The 15,434-nt window shown below is 75.2% G+C and carries 10 protein-coding genes; 4 read left to right on the top strand and 6 right to left on the bottom strand.

Annotated elements, in window-relative coordinates:
• Nucleotides 1-4 precede the first annotated feature (4 nt).
• Both AMPC_RS16010 and AMPC_RS16005 read right to left on the bottom strand, forming a co-directional pair.
• Nucleotides 5-2,350: a S53 family peptidase gene (locus AMPC_RS16010; protein WP_248342419.1), complete on the bottom strand. Its 2,346-nt coding sequence runs from the start codon at nucleotides 2,348-2,350 to the stop codon at nucleotides 5-7.
• On the bottom strand, nucleotides 2,347-2,637 hold the full coding sequence (locus tag AMPC_RS16005) for a recombinase family protein (RefSeq protein ID WP_248342418.1): 291 nt from the start codon (nucleotides 2,635-2,637) through the stop codon (nucleotides 2,347-2,349). Before AMPC_RS16005 ends, AMPC_RS16010 begins: the two co-directional genes overlap by 4 nt.
• A 276-nt stretch (nucleotides 2,638-2,913) precedes the next feature.
• Here AMPC_RS16005 and AMPC_RS16000 point away from each other — a divergent pair, with 276 nt between their 5' ends.
• The 4 genes from AMPC_RS16000 to AMPC_RS15985 all read left to right on the top strand — a co-directional run bounded on the left by AMPC_RS16000 (nucleotide 2,914) and on the right by AMPC_RS15985 (nucleotide 8,769).
• Complete coding sequence (locus AMPC_RS16000) at nucleotides 2,914-4,086, top strand: sensor histidine kinase (RefSeq protein WP_248342417.1); 1,173 nt, start codon at nucleotides 2,914-2,916, stop codon at nucleotides 4,084-4,086.
• Nucleotides 4,087-4,208: 122 nt separating this feature from the next.
• Nucleotides 4,209-5,444 (top strand): efflux RND transporter periplasmic adaptor subunit, encoded by a 1,236-nt coding sequence (locus tag AMPC_RS15995; protein ID WP_248342416.1) that lies wholly within the window; start codon nucleotides 4,209-4,211, stop codon nucleotides 5,442-5,444.
• Between the two features lie 2 nt (nucleotides 5,445-5,446).
• Nucleotides 5,447-7,405, top strand: a complete 1,959-nt coding sequence (locus tag AMPC_RS15990) for a MacB family efflux pump subunit (protein WP_248342415.1) — start codon at nucleotides 5,447-5,449, stop codon at nucleotides 7,403-7,405.
• Nucleotides 7,402-8,769 carry an efflux transporter outer membrane subunit gene (locus tag AMPC_RS15985; RefSeq protein ID WP_248342414.1) on the top strand — a complete coding sequence of 456 codons (1,368 nt, stop codon included), beginning with the start codon at nucleotides 7,402-7,404 and terminating at the stop codon, nucleotides 8,767-8,769. Before AMPC_RS15990 ends, AMPC_RS15985 begins: the two co-directional genes overlap by 4 nt.
• Before the next feature lie 24 nt (nucleotides 8,770-8,793).
• On the opposite strand, the gene AMPC_RS15980 is transcribed toward AMPC_RS15985, so the two are convergent.
• The 4 genes from AMPC_RS15980 to AMPC_RS15965 all read right to left on the bottom strand — a co-directional run bounded on the left by AMPC_RS15980 (nucleotide 8,794) and on the right by AMPC_RS15965 (nucleotide 15,354).
• The gene (locus AMPC_RS15980) at nucleotides 8,794-10,077 is read right to left on the bottom strand and encodes an Hsp70 family protein (RefSeq protein WP_248342413.1); all 1,284 of its coding nucleotides are present in this window, start codon (nucleotides 10,075-10,077) and stop codon (nucleotides 8,794-8,796) included.
• A 304-nt stretch (nucleotides 10,078-10,381) separates the two neighbouring features.
• Nucleotides 10,382-10,912, bottom strand: coding sequence for a hypothetical protein (locus AMPC_RS15975; RefSeq protein ID WP_248342412.1), 531 nt, complete (start codon nucleotides 10,910-10,912; stop codon nucleotides 10,382-10,384).
• Nucleotides 10,913-11,141: 229 nt separating this feature from the next.
• A complete protein-coding gene (locus AMPC_RS15970; RefSeq protein ID WP_248342411.1) occupies nucleotides 11,142-14,180 on the bottom strand; it encodes a methyl-accepting chemotaxis protein in 3,039 nt (1,012 codons plus the stop codon).
• A 298-nt stretch (nucleotides 14,181-14,478) separates the two neighbouring features.
• The gene (locus AMPC_RS15965; RefSeq protein WP_248342410.1) at nucleotides 14,479-15,354 is read right to left on the bottom strand and encodes a MerR family transcriptional regulator; all 876 of its coding nucleotides are present in this window, start codon (nucleotides 15,352-15,354) and stop codon (nucleotides 14,479-14,481) included.
• Nucleotides 15,355-15,434 lie beyond the last annotated feature (80 nt).

Genomic DNA, 15,434 nt, shown 5'->3' with positions numbered 1-15,434 from the left:
GCCCCTACTGCACCGACACCGTCACCTGCACCGCGTGGGTGAGCGCGGGCGTGCCGGCCGCGGTGGCGGTGACGGTGACGGTGCTCGAGCCGAGCGGCGTCGCCGCGGCGCCGCTCGGGCTCGCGCCGCCCCCCGAGCCGCAGCCCAGCGCGAGCAGCCCGGCCAGCGCCAGGGCGGCCCGGAGGCGGCGCCGCCGCAGGGCGGGCAGCGCGGACGCGGGCAGGAGCAGCGCCAGGAAGGTCCCGGACCCGCCGCCCGACCCGGAGCGGGCGGCCGTCGCCACGCCGGTGGTCTGGATGGTGACCGACGCGTGGACGGGGCCGGCGCTCGGGGTCACGCTCGACGGCGAGAAGGCGCACTGCGCGCCCGCCGGCAGCCCGGCGCAGGAGAAGGTCACGGCGCGCGAGAGCCCGGCGAGCGGCACCGGGGTGACGGTCAGGTCGAGCGCGGCCGCCTGCCCCCGCGCCACGCTCACGCTGCTCGACGAGGCGCTGAGGCCGAAGTCGCCCGTCCCCTGCGCGGCGGGCCACCCCTGGGCCAGGGCCCAGACGTCCGGGGTGCCGAGGCCGGTGACGAGGTCGTAGCCCGCGCCGGCGCCGTAGCCGAGCTGGAGCGTCGCCGGGCAGCCCGCGCTGCCGGCGGTGCAGGGGACGGCGTTGCTCCCCGCCTGCACGTCGTGGAGCGACGCCGGCGCGCTCGCCGCGAGCGCGTAGAGGGTGGCGTTCACGTTCCCGAGCGCGCTCGCCCCGGCGGCCTGCTCGAGCAGCACCAGCATCCCCGCGAACGAGGGGGCCGCGGCCGAGGTGCCGCCGAACACCGTGAGCCCGTTCTTCGCGTCGCGGTAGCCGTTGACGCAGCTCCCCTGGGTGCAGACGAGGTAGCCGTCGTGGTCCGCGGAGGCGGCGAGCGAGAGGTCGGGGACGTCGCGCATCCCGTCGGCGGGGACGCCCGAGGCGGCCTGCCACGCCGGCTTCTGGAACAGGGCGCTCACACCGCCGCCGCTCGCCGAGAGCACGCCGTCGGCGACGGTGTCGTTCCAGGCCGCCTCGGGGATGTACTGGAGCGCCGAGCCGGAGCGCGCGTCGTTGGAGGCGCTCCAGTAGGCGGCCGGCTGCGTGAGGTCGCCCGCGAAGGAGGTCCCGCCCATCCCGGTCACCTCGGGGGCGCTCGCCGGGAGGTCCACCGCGAGCCCGGTGGTGGCCGACTTCGCGCCCGCCACCTCGCAGTCGGCGGCCCCCTCGTCGCCGGAGGCGGCGATCACGGTCTGCCCCTGGGCGTTGGCCTGCTGCAGCACCTGCCGCAGGGACTGCACCTCGGCCGCGCTGAAGTGCGGCTCGCAGTCGCCGTAGCTGATGCTGACGACCGGCGCGAGGTCCTGATCCACCGCGTACGTGAGCGCGTCGAGGACGCCGTAGCTGGTGTTGCCGCCGGTGTAGACGTAGACCACCTGCGCGTCCCGCGCGACGGCCCCCGCCCACTCGACGTCGAGGTGCGCCTCGTCGAGGTCGGCGGCGACGGCGGTCGAGGCGCCCGACCCCGGCACGAGCACGGTCTGCGGCGGGTTCGCCGGCAGGCCGGAGGCGGCGCGGAAGGCGGCCACGTCGGCGAGCGAGATCGAGGTCTGGCCGACCACCGCCACCTTCCGGCCGGAGCCGGTGAACCCGGCCGCGTAGAGCGGCTGCAGGTCGTAGAGGGTGGCGAGGTCGTCGGGCGCGAGGAAGTGCGCGCCGGAGATGCTCGAGGTGAACCGCGCGACGGCGCGCGACGCCCGCGGGCGGGGCGCGAGCCGGAAGTCGTCGAGGTGGCGCACCCCCACCACGATCCCGGCGAGCGACGCCGGCAGGGTGAGCTCGGTCGCGTTGGCGAAGTGGCGCTGCCCGTCCACGAGGTAGCCGTGGAGCTCGGTCCCGAAGGCCGCCTCGACGGCCGAGACCGGCCCGGAGAAGTGGAGCCGGGTGCGGCTGCGGGAGGCGTCGTCCACCGTGAGCCCCTGCGACCGCAGCCAGGCCGCGGCCGCTCCGAGCGCCGCCTCGCCCGGCGCGAAGCGCGCCGCGTACGCCTCGGGCGTGAGGAAGCGGCGGTACTCGGGCGAGGCCGGATCCTGCTGCGCGCCGAGGAGCGCCTCGAGCGCGGCCTGCTGCGCCGCCGAGGGGGCGAGCACCAGCGTGGCGCCGGAGATCACCGCGTCACCGGCGAGGCGGCCCGCGTCCGCTCCGCCGCGGACCAGGGGGTGAACCGTCCCGCGCAGCGCCACGCGGGCGCTGTCGCCGGACGAGGAGGCCGCGGCGCGCCCGTCCGACGGCCCGAGCGAGAGCGCGAGGGCGGCGAGCGCCGCCAGCCCGCGCCTCACTGCCTCCCCCAGCGCGCGAGGACCCGGGAGACGGTCTGCGCCGCCCAGCGGCCGCCGCGCTTGGTCCGCCGCCCCTCGGCCTCCAGGGCGTCGCAGATCTGCCGGAGCGAGAGCCCCGCCTCGCGCAGCCTCACCATCCGCTCCTCGGTCCGGCGCTCCTCCTCGACGCGCACGAACCCGCCGAGGACGCGCCCCCGGTCCCCCGGCACCCAGCGCCGCCAGCCGAGCGGCGGGCTCCCCCGGCGCGGGGCGTGCGAGCCGTCGGTGGGAGATTCGTGCTTGCTCATCGGATTCCTCGGCGGAAGTGGAGGCGCCTGCCTGCCCCGGCTCCGGAGGGAGCCCGCCGGGCCGGGGGTAGAACACGCGCCGACGCTCGAAGTAAAGCCGCCGCCCGCCCGCGTCCATTCCACGCCAGCGTGGCGGCCCGCCGTGACCGCGGAATGATCCGATGATGACGAAACGTTCGGGGGGCGTAGCGAGGGGCCGGGCGCCCGCCAGGAACACCCTCGCGGGTGACAGGATCGGCGCGGTCATGCGACAAGGTGGCACGAGAGGTCACCGGAATGACGACGCTCGACCCGCCGCGGCACTTCGACCGGCTCCCGCCGGACCACCGCCAGCCCCTCCCGGCGCTGCGCCGGGCGGAGCCCGACCGGCTGAAGCGCGAGATCGACTCCATCAGCCGCAGCCCGGTGGTTACCGCCGTCCTCGAGGTGGCCGACGCGGCGCTCCTGGTCCTCAACCCCGAGCGGCAGATCGTCGGCTTCAACAGCCGCCTGCGCGAGCTGCGCGGGCCGGAGGACGTGCTGGGGCGCCGCGCGGGAGAGGCCCTCGGGTGCGTGAACGCGCGCGGCCCCGGCGGCTGCGGCAGCCTGCCGGCCTGCGAGACCTGCGGCGCCCTCGGCGCGATCCTCGGCTGCCAGGCCCGCGATCGTCCGGTGGAGTCGGAGTGCCTCATCCGCACCGACCGGGCGGATCGGGCGCTCGAGCTCAACGTCCGCGCCACCCCGGTGCGGGTGGAGGGGGCGCCGTTCACCGTCGTCTCGCTCCGGGACATCTCCAGCGAGAAGCGACGGGAGGTGCTGGAGCAGGTCTTCTTCCACGACGTGCTCAACACCATCGGCGGCCTGCAGGGCTGGGCCCGCCTGCTCCAGCGCGGCGGCGACGTGGCCAAGGCGAGCGACCGGCTCGTCTTCCTCTCGGACCACGTCGCGCAGGAGATCCGGGACCACCGGAGCCTGCTCCTGGCGGAGAGCGGCCGGCTCCTGCCGGAGGAGCTCCCGCTGCGCGCCAACGACCTCCTGCGGGACGTGGAGAAGGTCTCCTCCGGCCACTCGGCGGCGCGCGGCCGGCGGATCGAGGTCGCCCCGGCGCCCGGAGAGCCCGAGCTCGCCACCGACCGCTCGCTGCTCGCGCGGGTCCTCGTGAACATGGTCCGCAACGCGCTCGAGGCGAGCCCGGAGGCCGGCGTGGTCGGCCTCGCCTGCGACAGCGAGCCCGACGGCGTGCGCTTCAGCGTCCGCAACGAGGGCGTCATCCCGCCCCACGTGCAGGCCCGGGTCTTCCAGCGCTCGTTCAGCACCAAGGGGCAGCGCGGACGGGGGCTCGGCACCTACTCGATGAAGCTCTTCGGGGAGCGCTACCTGGGCGGGGAGGTCTCCTTCTCGTCGTCGCCACAGGACGGGACCGTCTTCTGGATCCGGCTGCCCCGCCGACCCCGGGGCCCCTCGGCGTAGACGGCGCGGCCAGCCGCGGAGCGGCGCCGGCGGGGCCGCCGTGTGCGCCCCGGGTTGCGGGATTGTGCCCGAAGTTTCGCGGCGGCGGTTCCCGGCGCGGGCGGGCCTAGGATGCGCCCCGCATGCTCCGCCTCGAAGCCGCCCCCCCGCCGCCGCGCCCCGTCGCGCCCCCTGCGCGCCGCCGGCGCCTCGCAGTCGTGGCCCTCGCCCTCTCGCTGGCCGCGGCCGGGGCCTTCGTCGCGCTGCGCGCCCGCGGCCCGGGACCGCGCCCGGCCGTCATCACCGCCCCCGTGACCCGGGCCGACGTCGAGTCCACGGTGCTCGCCACCGGCACGCTCGAGCCGGCCAAGGTGGTGAGCGTGGGCGCGCAGGTCTCCGGGCAGGTGAAGTCGCTCCTCGTCAAGCTGGGCGACCAGGTGAAGCAGGGCCAGCTCGTGGCCGAGATCGACGCCGTGCCGCAGGAGAACACGCTGCGCAACGCCGAGGCGGCCCGCGCCACCGTCGAGGCGCAGCGGCGGGCCAGGAAGGCGGCGCTCAAGCAGGCCGAGCTCGCCTTCGCGCGGCAGGAGAAGCTCCTCCCCTCCGAGGCCGGCACGCGCGCCGACTACGAGGCGGCCGAGGCGACCCTCGCCACCACGCGGGCGGAGCTCTCGCAGCTCGACGCCCAGCTCGAGCAGGCGCGGATCGCGGTGGACACGGCGCGGGTGAACCTCGGCTACACCCGCATCACCTCCCCGATGGACGGCGTGGTGGTGGCGGTCGTCGCCGAGCAGGGGCAGACGGTCAACGCGGTCCAGACCGCGCCGACCATCGTGAAGGTGGCGAAGCTCGACACCATCACGGTGAAGGCGCAGATCTCGGAGGCCGACGTCCCGCGGGTGAAGCCCGGGCTGCCGGTCTTCTTCACCATCCTCGGCCAGCCCGACCTCCGGCGCGAGGCCACGCTCCGGGCGGTGGAGCCGGCGCCCACCTCCTACGCCACCGAGTCCACCACCACGTCCTCCTCGAGCGCGAGCTCGACGAGCACCGCCATCTACTACAACGGCCTCTGCGACGCGCCCAACGCGGACGGCGCGCTGCGCATCTCCATGACCGCGCAGGTCACCATCGTGCTGGCGCGCGCCCGCCAGGCGCTCACCGTCCCCGCGGGCGCGGTGGGCCACGGCCCGGACGGCGGCGCCACGGTCCGGGTGCAGCGCCCCGACGGCGCGGTGGTCTCCCGCCGCGTGCGCCTGGGGCTCGACGACCGGGTCCAGGTCGAGGTGCTCGAGGGGCTCGCCGAGGGCGAGCGGGTGGTCGTGAGCGAGGCCGCCGCGGCGCAGGGGCCGGGGATGCCGCGCCCGCCGGGGATGTTCTAGCCATGGCGGCCCTCCTGGAGCTGCGCGGGGTCTGGCGGGAGTACGGCGCCGGCGACGGCGGCGTCGCCGCGCTCCGCGACGTGGACCTGCGCATCGACTCAGGCGAGCTCGTGGCCATCATCGGCCCGTCGGGCTCGGGCAAGTCCACCCTGATGAACGTGCTCGGCTGCCTCGACCGGCCCACCCGCGGGAGCTACGCCGTGGCCGGCCAGGAGACCGCCGCCCTCCCTCCCGACGACCTCGCGAGGCTGCGGCGCGAGCACTTCGGCTTCATCTTCCAGCGCTACCACCTGCTCGGCGACCTCGACGCCCTCGGGAACGTGGAGATCCCGTCCGTCTACGGCGGCGCGGCGCGGGCCGACCGGCGCCGGCGCGCCGCGGCGCTGCTCGACCGGCTCGGGATGGCCGATCGGGCGCACCACCGGCCCGGCCAGCTCTCGGGCGGCCAGCAGCAGCGGGTGAGCATCGCGCGGGCGCTCATGAACGGCGGCCCGGTCATCCTGGCCGACGAGCCGACCGGCGCGCTCGACCGGGCGAGCGGCGAGGAGGTGATGGCCATCCTCCGCGAGCTGAACGCCGACGGGCACACGGTGATCCTCGTGACCCACGACGCGCGCGTCGCCGCGCACGCCCGGCGCATCGTCGAGATCTCCGATGGCCGCGTCGTCTCCGATCGCCCGAACCCGGCGCCGCTCGGGCCCCCGCCCGCCCGGGGCGCCGCGCCCGCGGCCGCCCTGCCCGCCGGCGGGTCGCGCTGGGCCGGCCACTGGGGCCGGCTCTCGGAGGCCACCCACATGGCGGTGCGGGCCCTGGCCACCCACCGGCTGCGGACCCTCCTCACCATGCTCGGCATCATCATCGGCATCGCCTCGGTGGTGTCGATGGTCGCCCTGGGAGAGGGGTCGCGGCAGCGGATCCTGACCGAGCTCAGCGGCATGGGGACGAACACCATCGACGTGTTCCCGGGCAAGGACTTCGGCGACCGGCGCGCGGGCGCGATCGAGACCCTCCGGGTCGCCGACGCCGACGCGCTGGCCCGGCTCTCCTACGTGGACAGCGTCACGCCAGGCGTGTCCACGAGCGTGACCCTCCGCCGCGGCAACGTGGCGGTGACCGGCACCGTCAACGGCGTGGGCGAGCAGTTCTTCCGGGTGCGCGGCTACACCCTCGCGCAGGGCCGCGGCCTCGACCGCGAGGGCGTGCGGCGGCTCGCCCAGGAGGCGGTGATCGACCCGAACACCCGCAAGGCGCTCTTCCCCGACGGCGAGGACCCGGTGGGCCAGGTGATCCTGCTCGGCGCGCTGCCGGTGCGGGTGGTCGGCGTCACCGCCAAGCGGCAGAGCGCCTTCGGCAACGACCAGAACCTCAACGCCTGGGTCCCCTACACCACCTGCATGAGCCGGCTCCTCGGCCAGTCCACGCTGCGGAGCCTCACCGTCCGGGTGAGCGACGCGGCGCCCACCGACGCGGCCGAGGCGGGCATCGTGCAGACGCTGACGCGCCGGCACGGCACCAAGGACTTCTTCGTCATGAACACCGACGCCATCCGCCAGATGTTCGAGAAGACCACCGAGACCATGACGCTCCTGCTCTCCGCCATCGCGCTCATCTCGCTCGCGGTGGGCGGCATCGGCGTGATGAACATCATGCTGGTGTCGGTCACCGAGCGGACGCAGGAGATCGGCGTCCGCATGGCCGTCGGCGCCCGCCAGGGCGACATCCTGCGCCAGTTCCTCGTCGAGGCCCTGCTGGTCTGCCTCGCGGGCGGGGTCCTCGGGGTGCTGCTCGCGCTCGGGATGGGGGTGGTCTTCGCCCAGGCCGGCGCCAGCTTCCGGATGGTCTACTCGGGCGCGTCGATCGCCGGCGCGTTCGGCTGCTCCTCCTTCGTCGGCATCCTCTTCGGCTTCTGGCCGGCGCGGAACGCGGCCCGGCTCGACCCGGTGGAGGCGCTCTCCCGGTGACCTCCCGCGCGCTCCTCCCCGCCGCCCTCGCCCTCGGGCTCTGCGCCTGCGCCGCCTCGCGCGCGCACGAGCGGCCCCAGGCCGACGTCCCGCCCACCTGGAACCGGCAGGCGGAGGCCTCCGGCGCGCCCGCCGCGGACTCGCGCTGGTGGTCCCGCTTCGGCGACCCCGCCCTCGACCGCCTGGTGGCGGAGGCGCTCCGCCGCAACAACGACCTCGCCGCCGCGGCGCTCAAGGTGCGCCGGGCCCGGCTCGAGGCCGGGCTCGCGGCCGGCGCGCAGCTCCCCTCGGTCGCCGCCGGCCCGAGCGCCGCGGTGGCGCGGAGCTTCGGCCCGGGGGCGGGCACCTCGGCCACCTACGGCCTCTCCGGCACGGTCACCTGGGAGGCCGACCTCTGGGGCCGGCTCGCGAGCCAGCGGAGCGCCGCGGAGTGGGAGGCGAGCGCCACCGAGCTCGACCGCGAGAGCGCGGCGCTGGCACTCACCGGCACCACCGCCACCCTCTACTGGAAGGTGGCGTACCTGAAGCAGCGGCTGGCCCTGAGCGCGCAGAGCGTGGCCGCGGCGAAGCGGGCGCTCGAGATCGCGCGGGCCCTGAAGGACGCGGGCGGCGGCTCGGGGCTCGACGTGGCCCAGGCGGAGCAGACCACGGCGAGCCAGGAGGCCGCCCACACGCAGCTCGAGCAGCAGCTCGTCGAGGCGCGCAACGCGCTCGCCATCCTCTTCGACCGCGCGCCGGGCGCCGTCGCCGACGAGCCGGAGACCCTCCCGGCGGCGCTCCCCGACGTGGCGGCGGGCCTGCCGGCCGAGCTCCTGTCGCGCCGGCCCGACGTGCGCGCCGCCGAGCTCCGGGTCCGTGCCGCCTGGGCCACCGCCGACGCGACCCGCGCGAGCTTCTACCCCACCCTCACCCTCACCGGCAGCCTCGGCGTCACGAGCGACGCGCTGTCGCGCCTCGTCCAGAACCCGATCGGCACCCTCGGCGCCGCCCTGGCCCTGCCCTTCCTCCAGTACCGAGACGCCCAGCGCAAGACCGGGATCGCCGAGGTGGAGGCCGAGGGCACCGTCCTCACCTTCCGGCAGACCCTCTACAAGGCGCTCGCCGACGTCGAGGACGCGCTGTCGGCGCGGACGCAGTACCGGCTGCAGGCGGAGCGGCTCGACCGATCGCTTTCCGCCGCGCGTCGCGCGGAGTCGCTCTCCGAGATCCGCTACCGGGCCGGCGCGGTGCTGCTCAAGGTCTGGCTCGACGCCCAGGAGGCGCGGCGCCAGGCCGAGGTGGCCGCGCTCCAGAACCGGCTCGACCAGCTCCAGGCCCACGTGACGCTGACCGAGGCGCTCGGGGGGGACACGCTGCCGCTGTGAACGACCGGCGGGGCCGGCGCCGGGCTACGCCTCTCCCCGCTCCGCCGCCTGCGCCGCCACCGCCAGCCCCTGCACCACCGAGTGGAAGTTCTTGAACTGCTCCATGCGGGCCGACGGGAGCCGCGCCCGGAGCTCCGCCGCGATGCGCGGCACCTTGGCGGTGCCGCCGGTGCAGCAGACGGTGGTGATCTCCTCGAGCGGCACGCCCGCCGCCCGGACCGTCTCCTCGAGGCAGGCCACGATCGCGTCCACCTCGCGACGGCTCGCCGCCTCGAAGCCGGCCCGCGTCACCCGCTCGCGCACCTCGATGCCCGGGTACGAGAAGCGGACCTCCGCCTGCTGCGCCTCGGAGAGCCGGCGCTTGGCCTGCTCGATGGCCTCGAAGAGCTGGAAGCCCTGCCCGTCGTCCACGAGCACGGTGAGCTGGTCCATGCGGGCCCGGTCGTCCTCGGAGAGGGACCAGCGGCGCACGTCCGCCAGGAAGGACGCGACGTCGCGGCGCTGCAGCATGGAGAGGTGCGCCGGCGAGCAGAGCAGCGAGATCACGCCCTGCGGCATCTGCAGCACGTTCGCGCCGAAGGGCGCCCGGTAGCGGACCTCCGCGCCGAAGTGGCGGGCCACCTGCGACCGCATCAGCGCCGCGTCGAGGGCGTCGCCCGCCACCGCCACGCCGCCCACCGCGAGCACGTCGCTCCGCTCGAGCGGCCGCGGCCCGACGCGCAGGACGGTGTAGTCCGAGGTGCCGCCGCCGAAGTCGCCGATGAGCGCGAGCTCCTCCCGGCGGGCCGCCGCCCCGAAGGTGCGCGCCGCCGCCACCGGCTCTGGCAGGAACAGGACGTCCTCGAAGCCGGCCAGCTCCGCCGCCTTGCGGAGCCGGGCCTCGGCGAAGGCGTCGTCCTCGCCGTCGAAGTGGACCGGGCGCCCGAGGAGCGCGCGCCGGACCTCCACCCCGAAGTGCGCGTCGGCCCGCTCCCGGACCTGCCGCAGGAAGGCCCCCACCAGCTCCTCCGGGGTGACCAGCCGGTTGCGGATGAGCGTGCCCCGGAAGGAGCGCGCGCCCAGGTGGCGCTTGATCGAGCGGAGGAGCCGCGCCTCGCCCTGGCTGTCCCGGAAGGCCTGGAGCGCCGCCTCGCCCACGAAGAGGCCGCCGGCGTCGGGGAAGGCGAGGATGCTGCGGAGGACGGTCGGATCGCCGGCCAGCGGATCGAGCGGCACCGGGTCGAAGACGCGGTCCGCGGAGGCGGCCGCGAGGAGCGAGTTGCTCGTGCCGAAGTCGATGGCGTAGCGGGTCGGGTTGTCGTGGGGCATCGCGGGCTCTTCCGCCCCGCGCGCCGCGGCCGGGGCCGGGACGGGTGCGGGGGAGGGCCCGCTGAGATGGCAGAATCCGGGCCCGTCCGCAACCGGCGCCGCAGATCGCGCCGGTGCCCCCTCCCCGGCCCTCCCCGCCAGGCGGGGAGGGAGAGCTTCCCTTCGCCTCTCCGCGCAGCAGGAAGGGAGGCTTCTGCTGCTCGCGCGATAGGAAGGGAGGCTTCTGCTGCTCGCGCAGCAGGAAGGGAACTCTTCCCCTCTCCCGCGGAGCGGGGGAGGGAAAGGGAGGGGGTGAGACGTGAGGCTAGGGCTGGCCGGGCGGCGGCGGCGGGGCGTAGTCGGGCGCGGGCGGGTAGGCCTCGCCGGGAGGCGCCGAGGTGGGCGGCGGGGGCGTCGCGGCGCTCCGCGGCCGCGTGAGCGCGAGCCCGGCGGGCGTCCAGACCACCGCGTCGCCGGGGCGGAAGGGGCAGTGGTTCCGGTAGAGGTAGACCCGCTGGTCGCCATCCTCGAAGCGGACCGCGACCTGGTAGGAGCGGAGCTCGGGGCCGTCCTGGCTGGCCGCCGCGCCGACCGCCGCCCCACCCACGGCGCCGAACAGCGTGCCGCCGGAGTGGCCGAAGATGCCGTGCCCGAGGAGGCCGCCGATCACCGCGCCGGCCGCGGCGCCGCCCGCCGGGTTGCCCTGCTGCTGCTCGACCGTCTCTCGGACCCAGGCCACCTGGCCGCGCCGGGGCGGGGGCGCCTCGCCGTAGTAGGTGCGGGTGGTGCGCGTGGTGGTCGCGCAGGCGCCGAGGAGGAGCAGGAGGGCCGCCGCTGGAAGGTATCGTTTGCTCATGATGGACTCGCCTCTCCAGGGTAGGCCGGCGGGCACACGTCGGGCCCGACGGCCCAGCTGCAGGACCCGTGGCCCGCCGAGACGTTAAGGGAGGTGGCCCCGCCCGGGCAACCGCCCGGCGGGGCGTCCGCCGCCTCGCGGAGCGGCGAGCGCAGGAGCCCGGAAGCGAGCGCGCGCCGGCCGGGAGCCCGGTCGGCGCGCGCCTCTCACGCGAGGGGATCGCTCCCGCTCAGAACAGCTTCTCGAAAGGCTCGCTCTCGAGCGGGATGACCTCCTCGGGGTTCACCGGGATGCTCGACGGCGCGAGCGGCTTCTTCCAGGGATCGACGTTGGGCTGCGGCTCGGAGGCGCGCGGCGGGACGGCCCGGGGCGCAGCCGCCGCCAGGGAGCGGGCGGGCGCGGCGCGGCGCACCGGCGCCACGGCGTAGTGGGCCTGCAGCCCGGTCAGCCGGAACGCGCCCACCATGGCCGCGAGCTCCTCCGACTGGCCGGAGAGCTCGCTCGCCGCCGAGGACGACTCCTCGGAGCTGGCCGCGTTCTGCTGCGTCACCTTGTCCATCTCCGACACGGCCTTGTTGAGCTGCTCGATCCCGCTCGACTGCTCCTTCGCCGCCGCCGTGATCTCCGCGACGATCTCGGTCACCTTCCCGATCGACCCCACGATCTCCGAGAGCTTCGCCGCCACGTGCTTCGACGTCTGCGCCCCCTCCGCCGCCTGCTTCACCGACTGCTGGATGAGCGCCTCCGTCTTCTGCGCCGCGTCCTTGCTCCGCATCGCCAGGCTCCGCACCTCCTCCGCCACCACCGCGAAGCCCCGCCCCGCCTCGCCCGCCCGCGCCGCCTCCACCGCCGCGTTCAGCGCCAGCAGGTTGGTCTGGAAGGCGATCTCGTTGATGTCCCGGATGATGGCGCTCGTGCCCTCCGCCGACGACCGGATCTTCTCCATCGCCCCCTGCATCTGCTCCATCGCCGCCGCGCCCTCCACCGCCGACCCCTTCGCCCCCTGCGCCAGCGCGTCCGCCTGGATGGCGTGCTCCGCCGACGACCGCGCCATCGACGCCACCGACTCCAGGCTCGACGACGTCTCCTCCAGGCTCGCCGCCTGCTCCGACGCCCCGCTCGCCACCGCCTGCGACGACGACGCGATCTGGCTCGCCGCCGAGGACACCTGCCCCACCGACGCCGACACCTGCCCGAGCGCTTCGTCGAGCGCCTGCGCCGTGCCGTTGAGCGCGTCCTTGATGCGGGCGTGGTCGCCCTGGTAGGCGCCCTGCACCCGCGCCGTCAGGTTCCGCTCCGCCAGCTGGTCCAGGACCGCCGCGGCCTCCTGGATCGGCTTCAGCACCGCGTCGAGCGTCGCGTTCACGCCCTCCACGATCTTCCGGAAGTCGCCCAGGTGCCGCTGCGCGTCGGCCCGGTACTTCAGGTCGCCCGCCACCGCCTTCTCCACGAGACCGTTCGCGTCGGCGATGAGCGCCTTCAGGTTCGACCGCACCTGCTCGATGGTCTCGTTGATGAACGCCTTCTTGCCCGGGAACTTCTCGAGCGGCGCCTCGAAGTTCCCCTTCCCGAACTCCGCCACGCACCCCATCGCGCTCTTGTTCAGGGCGACGTGCCCCGCCACCATCCCGTTCACGCCCTCCGCCATCTTCCGGTAGTCGCCCTGGAACTTCTCCGCCGGGATGAAGACGTCGATGTCGCCCCGGTCGTGCTCCGCGCTCATCCGGTTCATCTCGGCGATGAAGCCCTGGATGTTCCGCCGCACCTCCTCGACGGTGTCGTTGATGAACGCCTTCTTGCCCGGGAACTTCTCCAGCGGCGCGGCGAAGTTCCCCTTCCCGAACTCGGCCACGCAGGCCATCGCCTTCTTGTTCAATGCGAGGTGCCCGAAGGCCATCCCGTTCACGCCGTCCGCCATCTTCCGGTAGTCGCCCTGGAACTTCTCCACCGGGATGGCGGTGTCGATCTCGCCCCGGTCGTGGTCGGCGCTCATCCGGTTCATCTCGCCGATGAAGGCCTGGATGTTCCGGCGCACCTCCTCGATGGTGTCGTTGATGAACGCCTTCTTGCCCGGGAACTTCTCGAGCGGCGCCTCGAAGTTCCCCTTCCCGAACTCCGCCACGCAGGCCATCGCCTTCTTCTTCACCGCGATGTGGCCGAAGACCATCCCGTTCACGCCCTCCGCCATCTTCCGGTAGGCGCCCTGGAACCGCTCCGCCGGGAGGGCCGCGTCGATCTCGCCCCGGTCGTGGTCGGCGCTCATCCGGTTCATCTCGCCGATGAGCGCGGAGAGGTTCTCGATGCAGCCGTTGAGCGCCTCCTTGATGGCCCCGAAGTCGCCCCGGTACTCGTCGGTGATCCTGGGCGGCAGGTCGCCCTGCGCGATCCGGGTGACGTAGTCCTCGGTCACGCCGATCGGCTTCGCGAAGGCGTCCATGGTCGAGTTCATGCCCTCCACGATGGGACGGAACTCGAAGCTGACCCGGGAGAGGTCGCCGCGGACCGCGAGGTCGCCCTGCGCCACCGCCTCGGTGAGCTTCCGCGACTCCCCGGAGAGCGCGGCGAGGATGCGGGAGATGCCGCGGGAGAGCAGGACGCCGAGGAGCGCCAGCACCCCCGCGGAGACGAGGAGCGAGACCCCGAGGGTCACGTTCTGGGCGCGCGCCGAGCCCATCGCCTCGTCCTCCCGCGTCTTCACGTCGGCCTTGGTCTGGTCGATGACGGCGTTGATGGCGTCGGTGGCCGGGTCGAAGGCCGCGAGCTGCCGCAGCAGGCACTCGACGCTCTTGCGGTCGAGCTCGAGGACGCGCGGGTCCTCCACCGCGGCGCCGCCGGAGAGGAGCCCGTCCTTCTGGTGCGCCAGGGCGGCGACCTGCTCCGCCGCGGCGCGCCACTCGGCCCAGGGCTTCGCCATCGCCTTCCACTTCTCCAGCGCCTTCGGCCCGTGGGGGAGGGCCTCGTAGTCCTTGAAGCCCGCGTCCAACCGCTTCTGGGCCGCCTCGAAGTCCTTGTAGAATCGGCCGCGGAACTGCGGATCCATGAGGCGCCGGGAGACGAGCCCGTTGGCCGCGCCCGCCATGGCGGTCTGGGCCTCGTTGATCACCTGCAGGGCGTCGATGCTCGGCACCTTGTGGCTCGCGATGTCGTCGAGCTGGAAGGCCACCTCCGAGGAGCAGCGGTAGCTCACCGCCGCGGTCACCGCGGCGAGGACCACCGCGAGGGCAAAGCCGAGGCCGATCTTCTGTCCGATCCGGAGCGTCGCGAACATGCGTCAGCGTTCCTTTCGCGAGGCCGCGCGACCCCCCGTGGGCCGGCCAGAGCTGGCGTCGCTGAGGGATGGCACCGCACGTGTCGTGCCACGGACGATCCGTCCGGGTCGCACGGCCGCGGCGCCTGGACCGGGAGCATCGGAGCGCGAGTGGAGAGACGGATGGCGCGCCCTCGTTGATGGACGTCAACCGTCACCCGCGGTCGATTTGGACGAATGGTCGCGACCGGCCGCCTTGACGCTGGGTCCAGGCGCCGGCCCCGGGTAGGGGCGAACCCCTACTTCCGGGAGCGGCGGGTCAGGCCGGTCGCCGGGTGTCGCCGGCCCCGGTCAGCCAGTCCCGGGCGCGCGCGCAGGCGCTCCGGCGATCCGCGAGGTCGAGGTCCTCGGGCCACGCGCCCAGGCCGAGGACCGCCGCCGGGACCCCGCGCGCCTCGCCCAGCGCCGCCAGGCCGGCTGTGAACGCGTCCGCCTCGTCCGGGGCGCAGCCGGCGCCCGGCACCGACGCGATCGCGCTGGCGGGCTCGCGGTCCAGCTCGGCCGCGAGGTCGGCGAGGGACGCGCACCCGGCGAAGCGCACCCGCCAGCCCGCCTCGCGGGCGCACAGCTCGAGGAAGCGCAGCGGCGCGAGCCCGACCGCGCCGGGCGCGGAGGACAGCAGCAGGCCGCGCGCCCCCGGCGCCGGCGCGATGAGCTCCGCGAGCCCACCGGCGGCGCGTCCGAGCCGGTCGAAGGCGGCGAGGAGCTGGACCCGCGTCCACGCCCCCTCGCGCCACCGCTCGCCGAGCCGCTCCAGGGTGGGCTGCAGCCCGAGCCACACGTCCCACCAGCTCGCGCTGCGCGCCCGCTCGGCGAGGAGCTCCTGCTGGAGGGCCAGCGTCCCCTCGGCCGCGAGCAGCGCCTCGAGGCGGGGTGGGGCCTGCCGCTCCGGCGAGCAGCGCGCGCCGAAGCGCTCCACGTCGGCGCGGCGGAAGCGGCGATGACCGCCGTTGGTGCGCCCCGAGCCGATCAGCTCGTCGTCGGCCCAGCGCTTGAGGGTGGTGACCGACACCCCGAGGAGCCGGGCCGCCTCGGAGCTCGAGACCCAACGCTCGCCCGCCAGGGCCGGAACCTCGCCGCAGGGCGGGCCGCCGAAGCCGGCCTGCCCGATCGCCTCGCCCCTCTCCAGCAGCACGCGCGCCAAGACGACCCCCCGTCAGTCCGAGCCCTGAGATCTATCATCCTCGCCGACCGGGGAGGGAGGGGCCCCGCCCG

Source organism: Anaeromyxobacter paludicola, from assembly GCF_023169965.1.
In the GTDB taxonomy this organism is placed as follows: domain Bacteria; phylum Myxococcota; class Myxococcia; order Myxococcales; family Anaeromyxobacteraceae; genus Anaeromyxobacter_B; species Anaeromyxobacter_B paludicola.
This window is presented reverse-complemented; position numbering and strand designations above follow the sequence as displayed.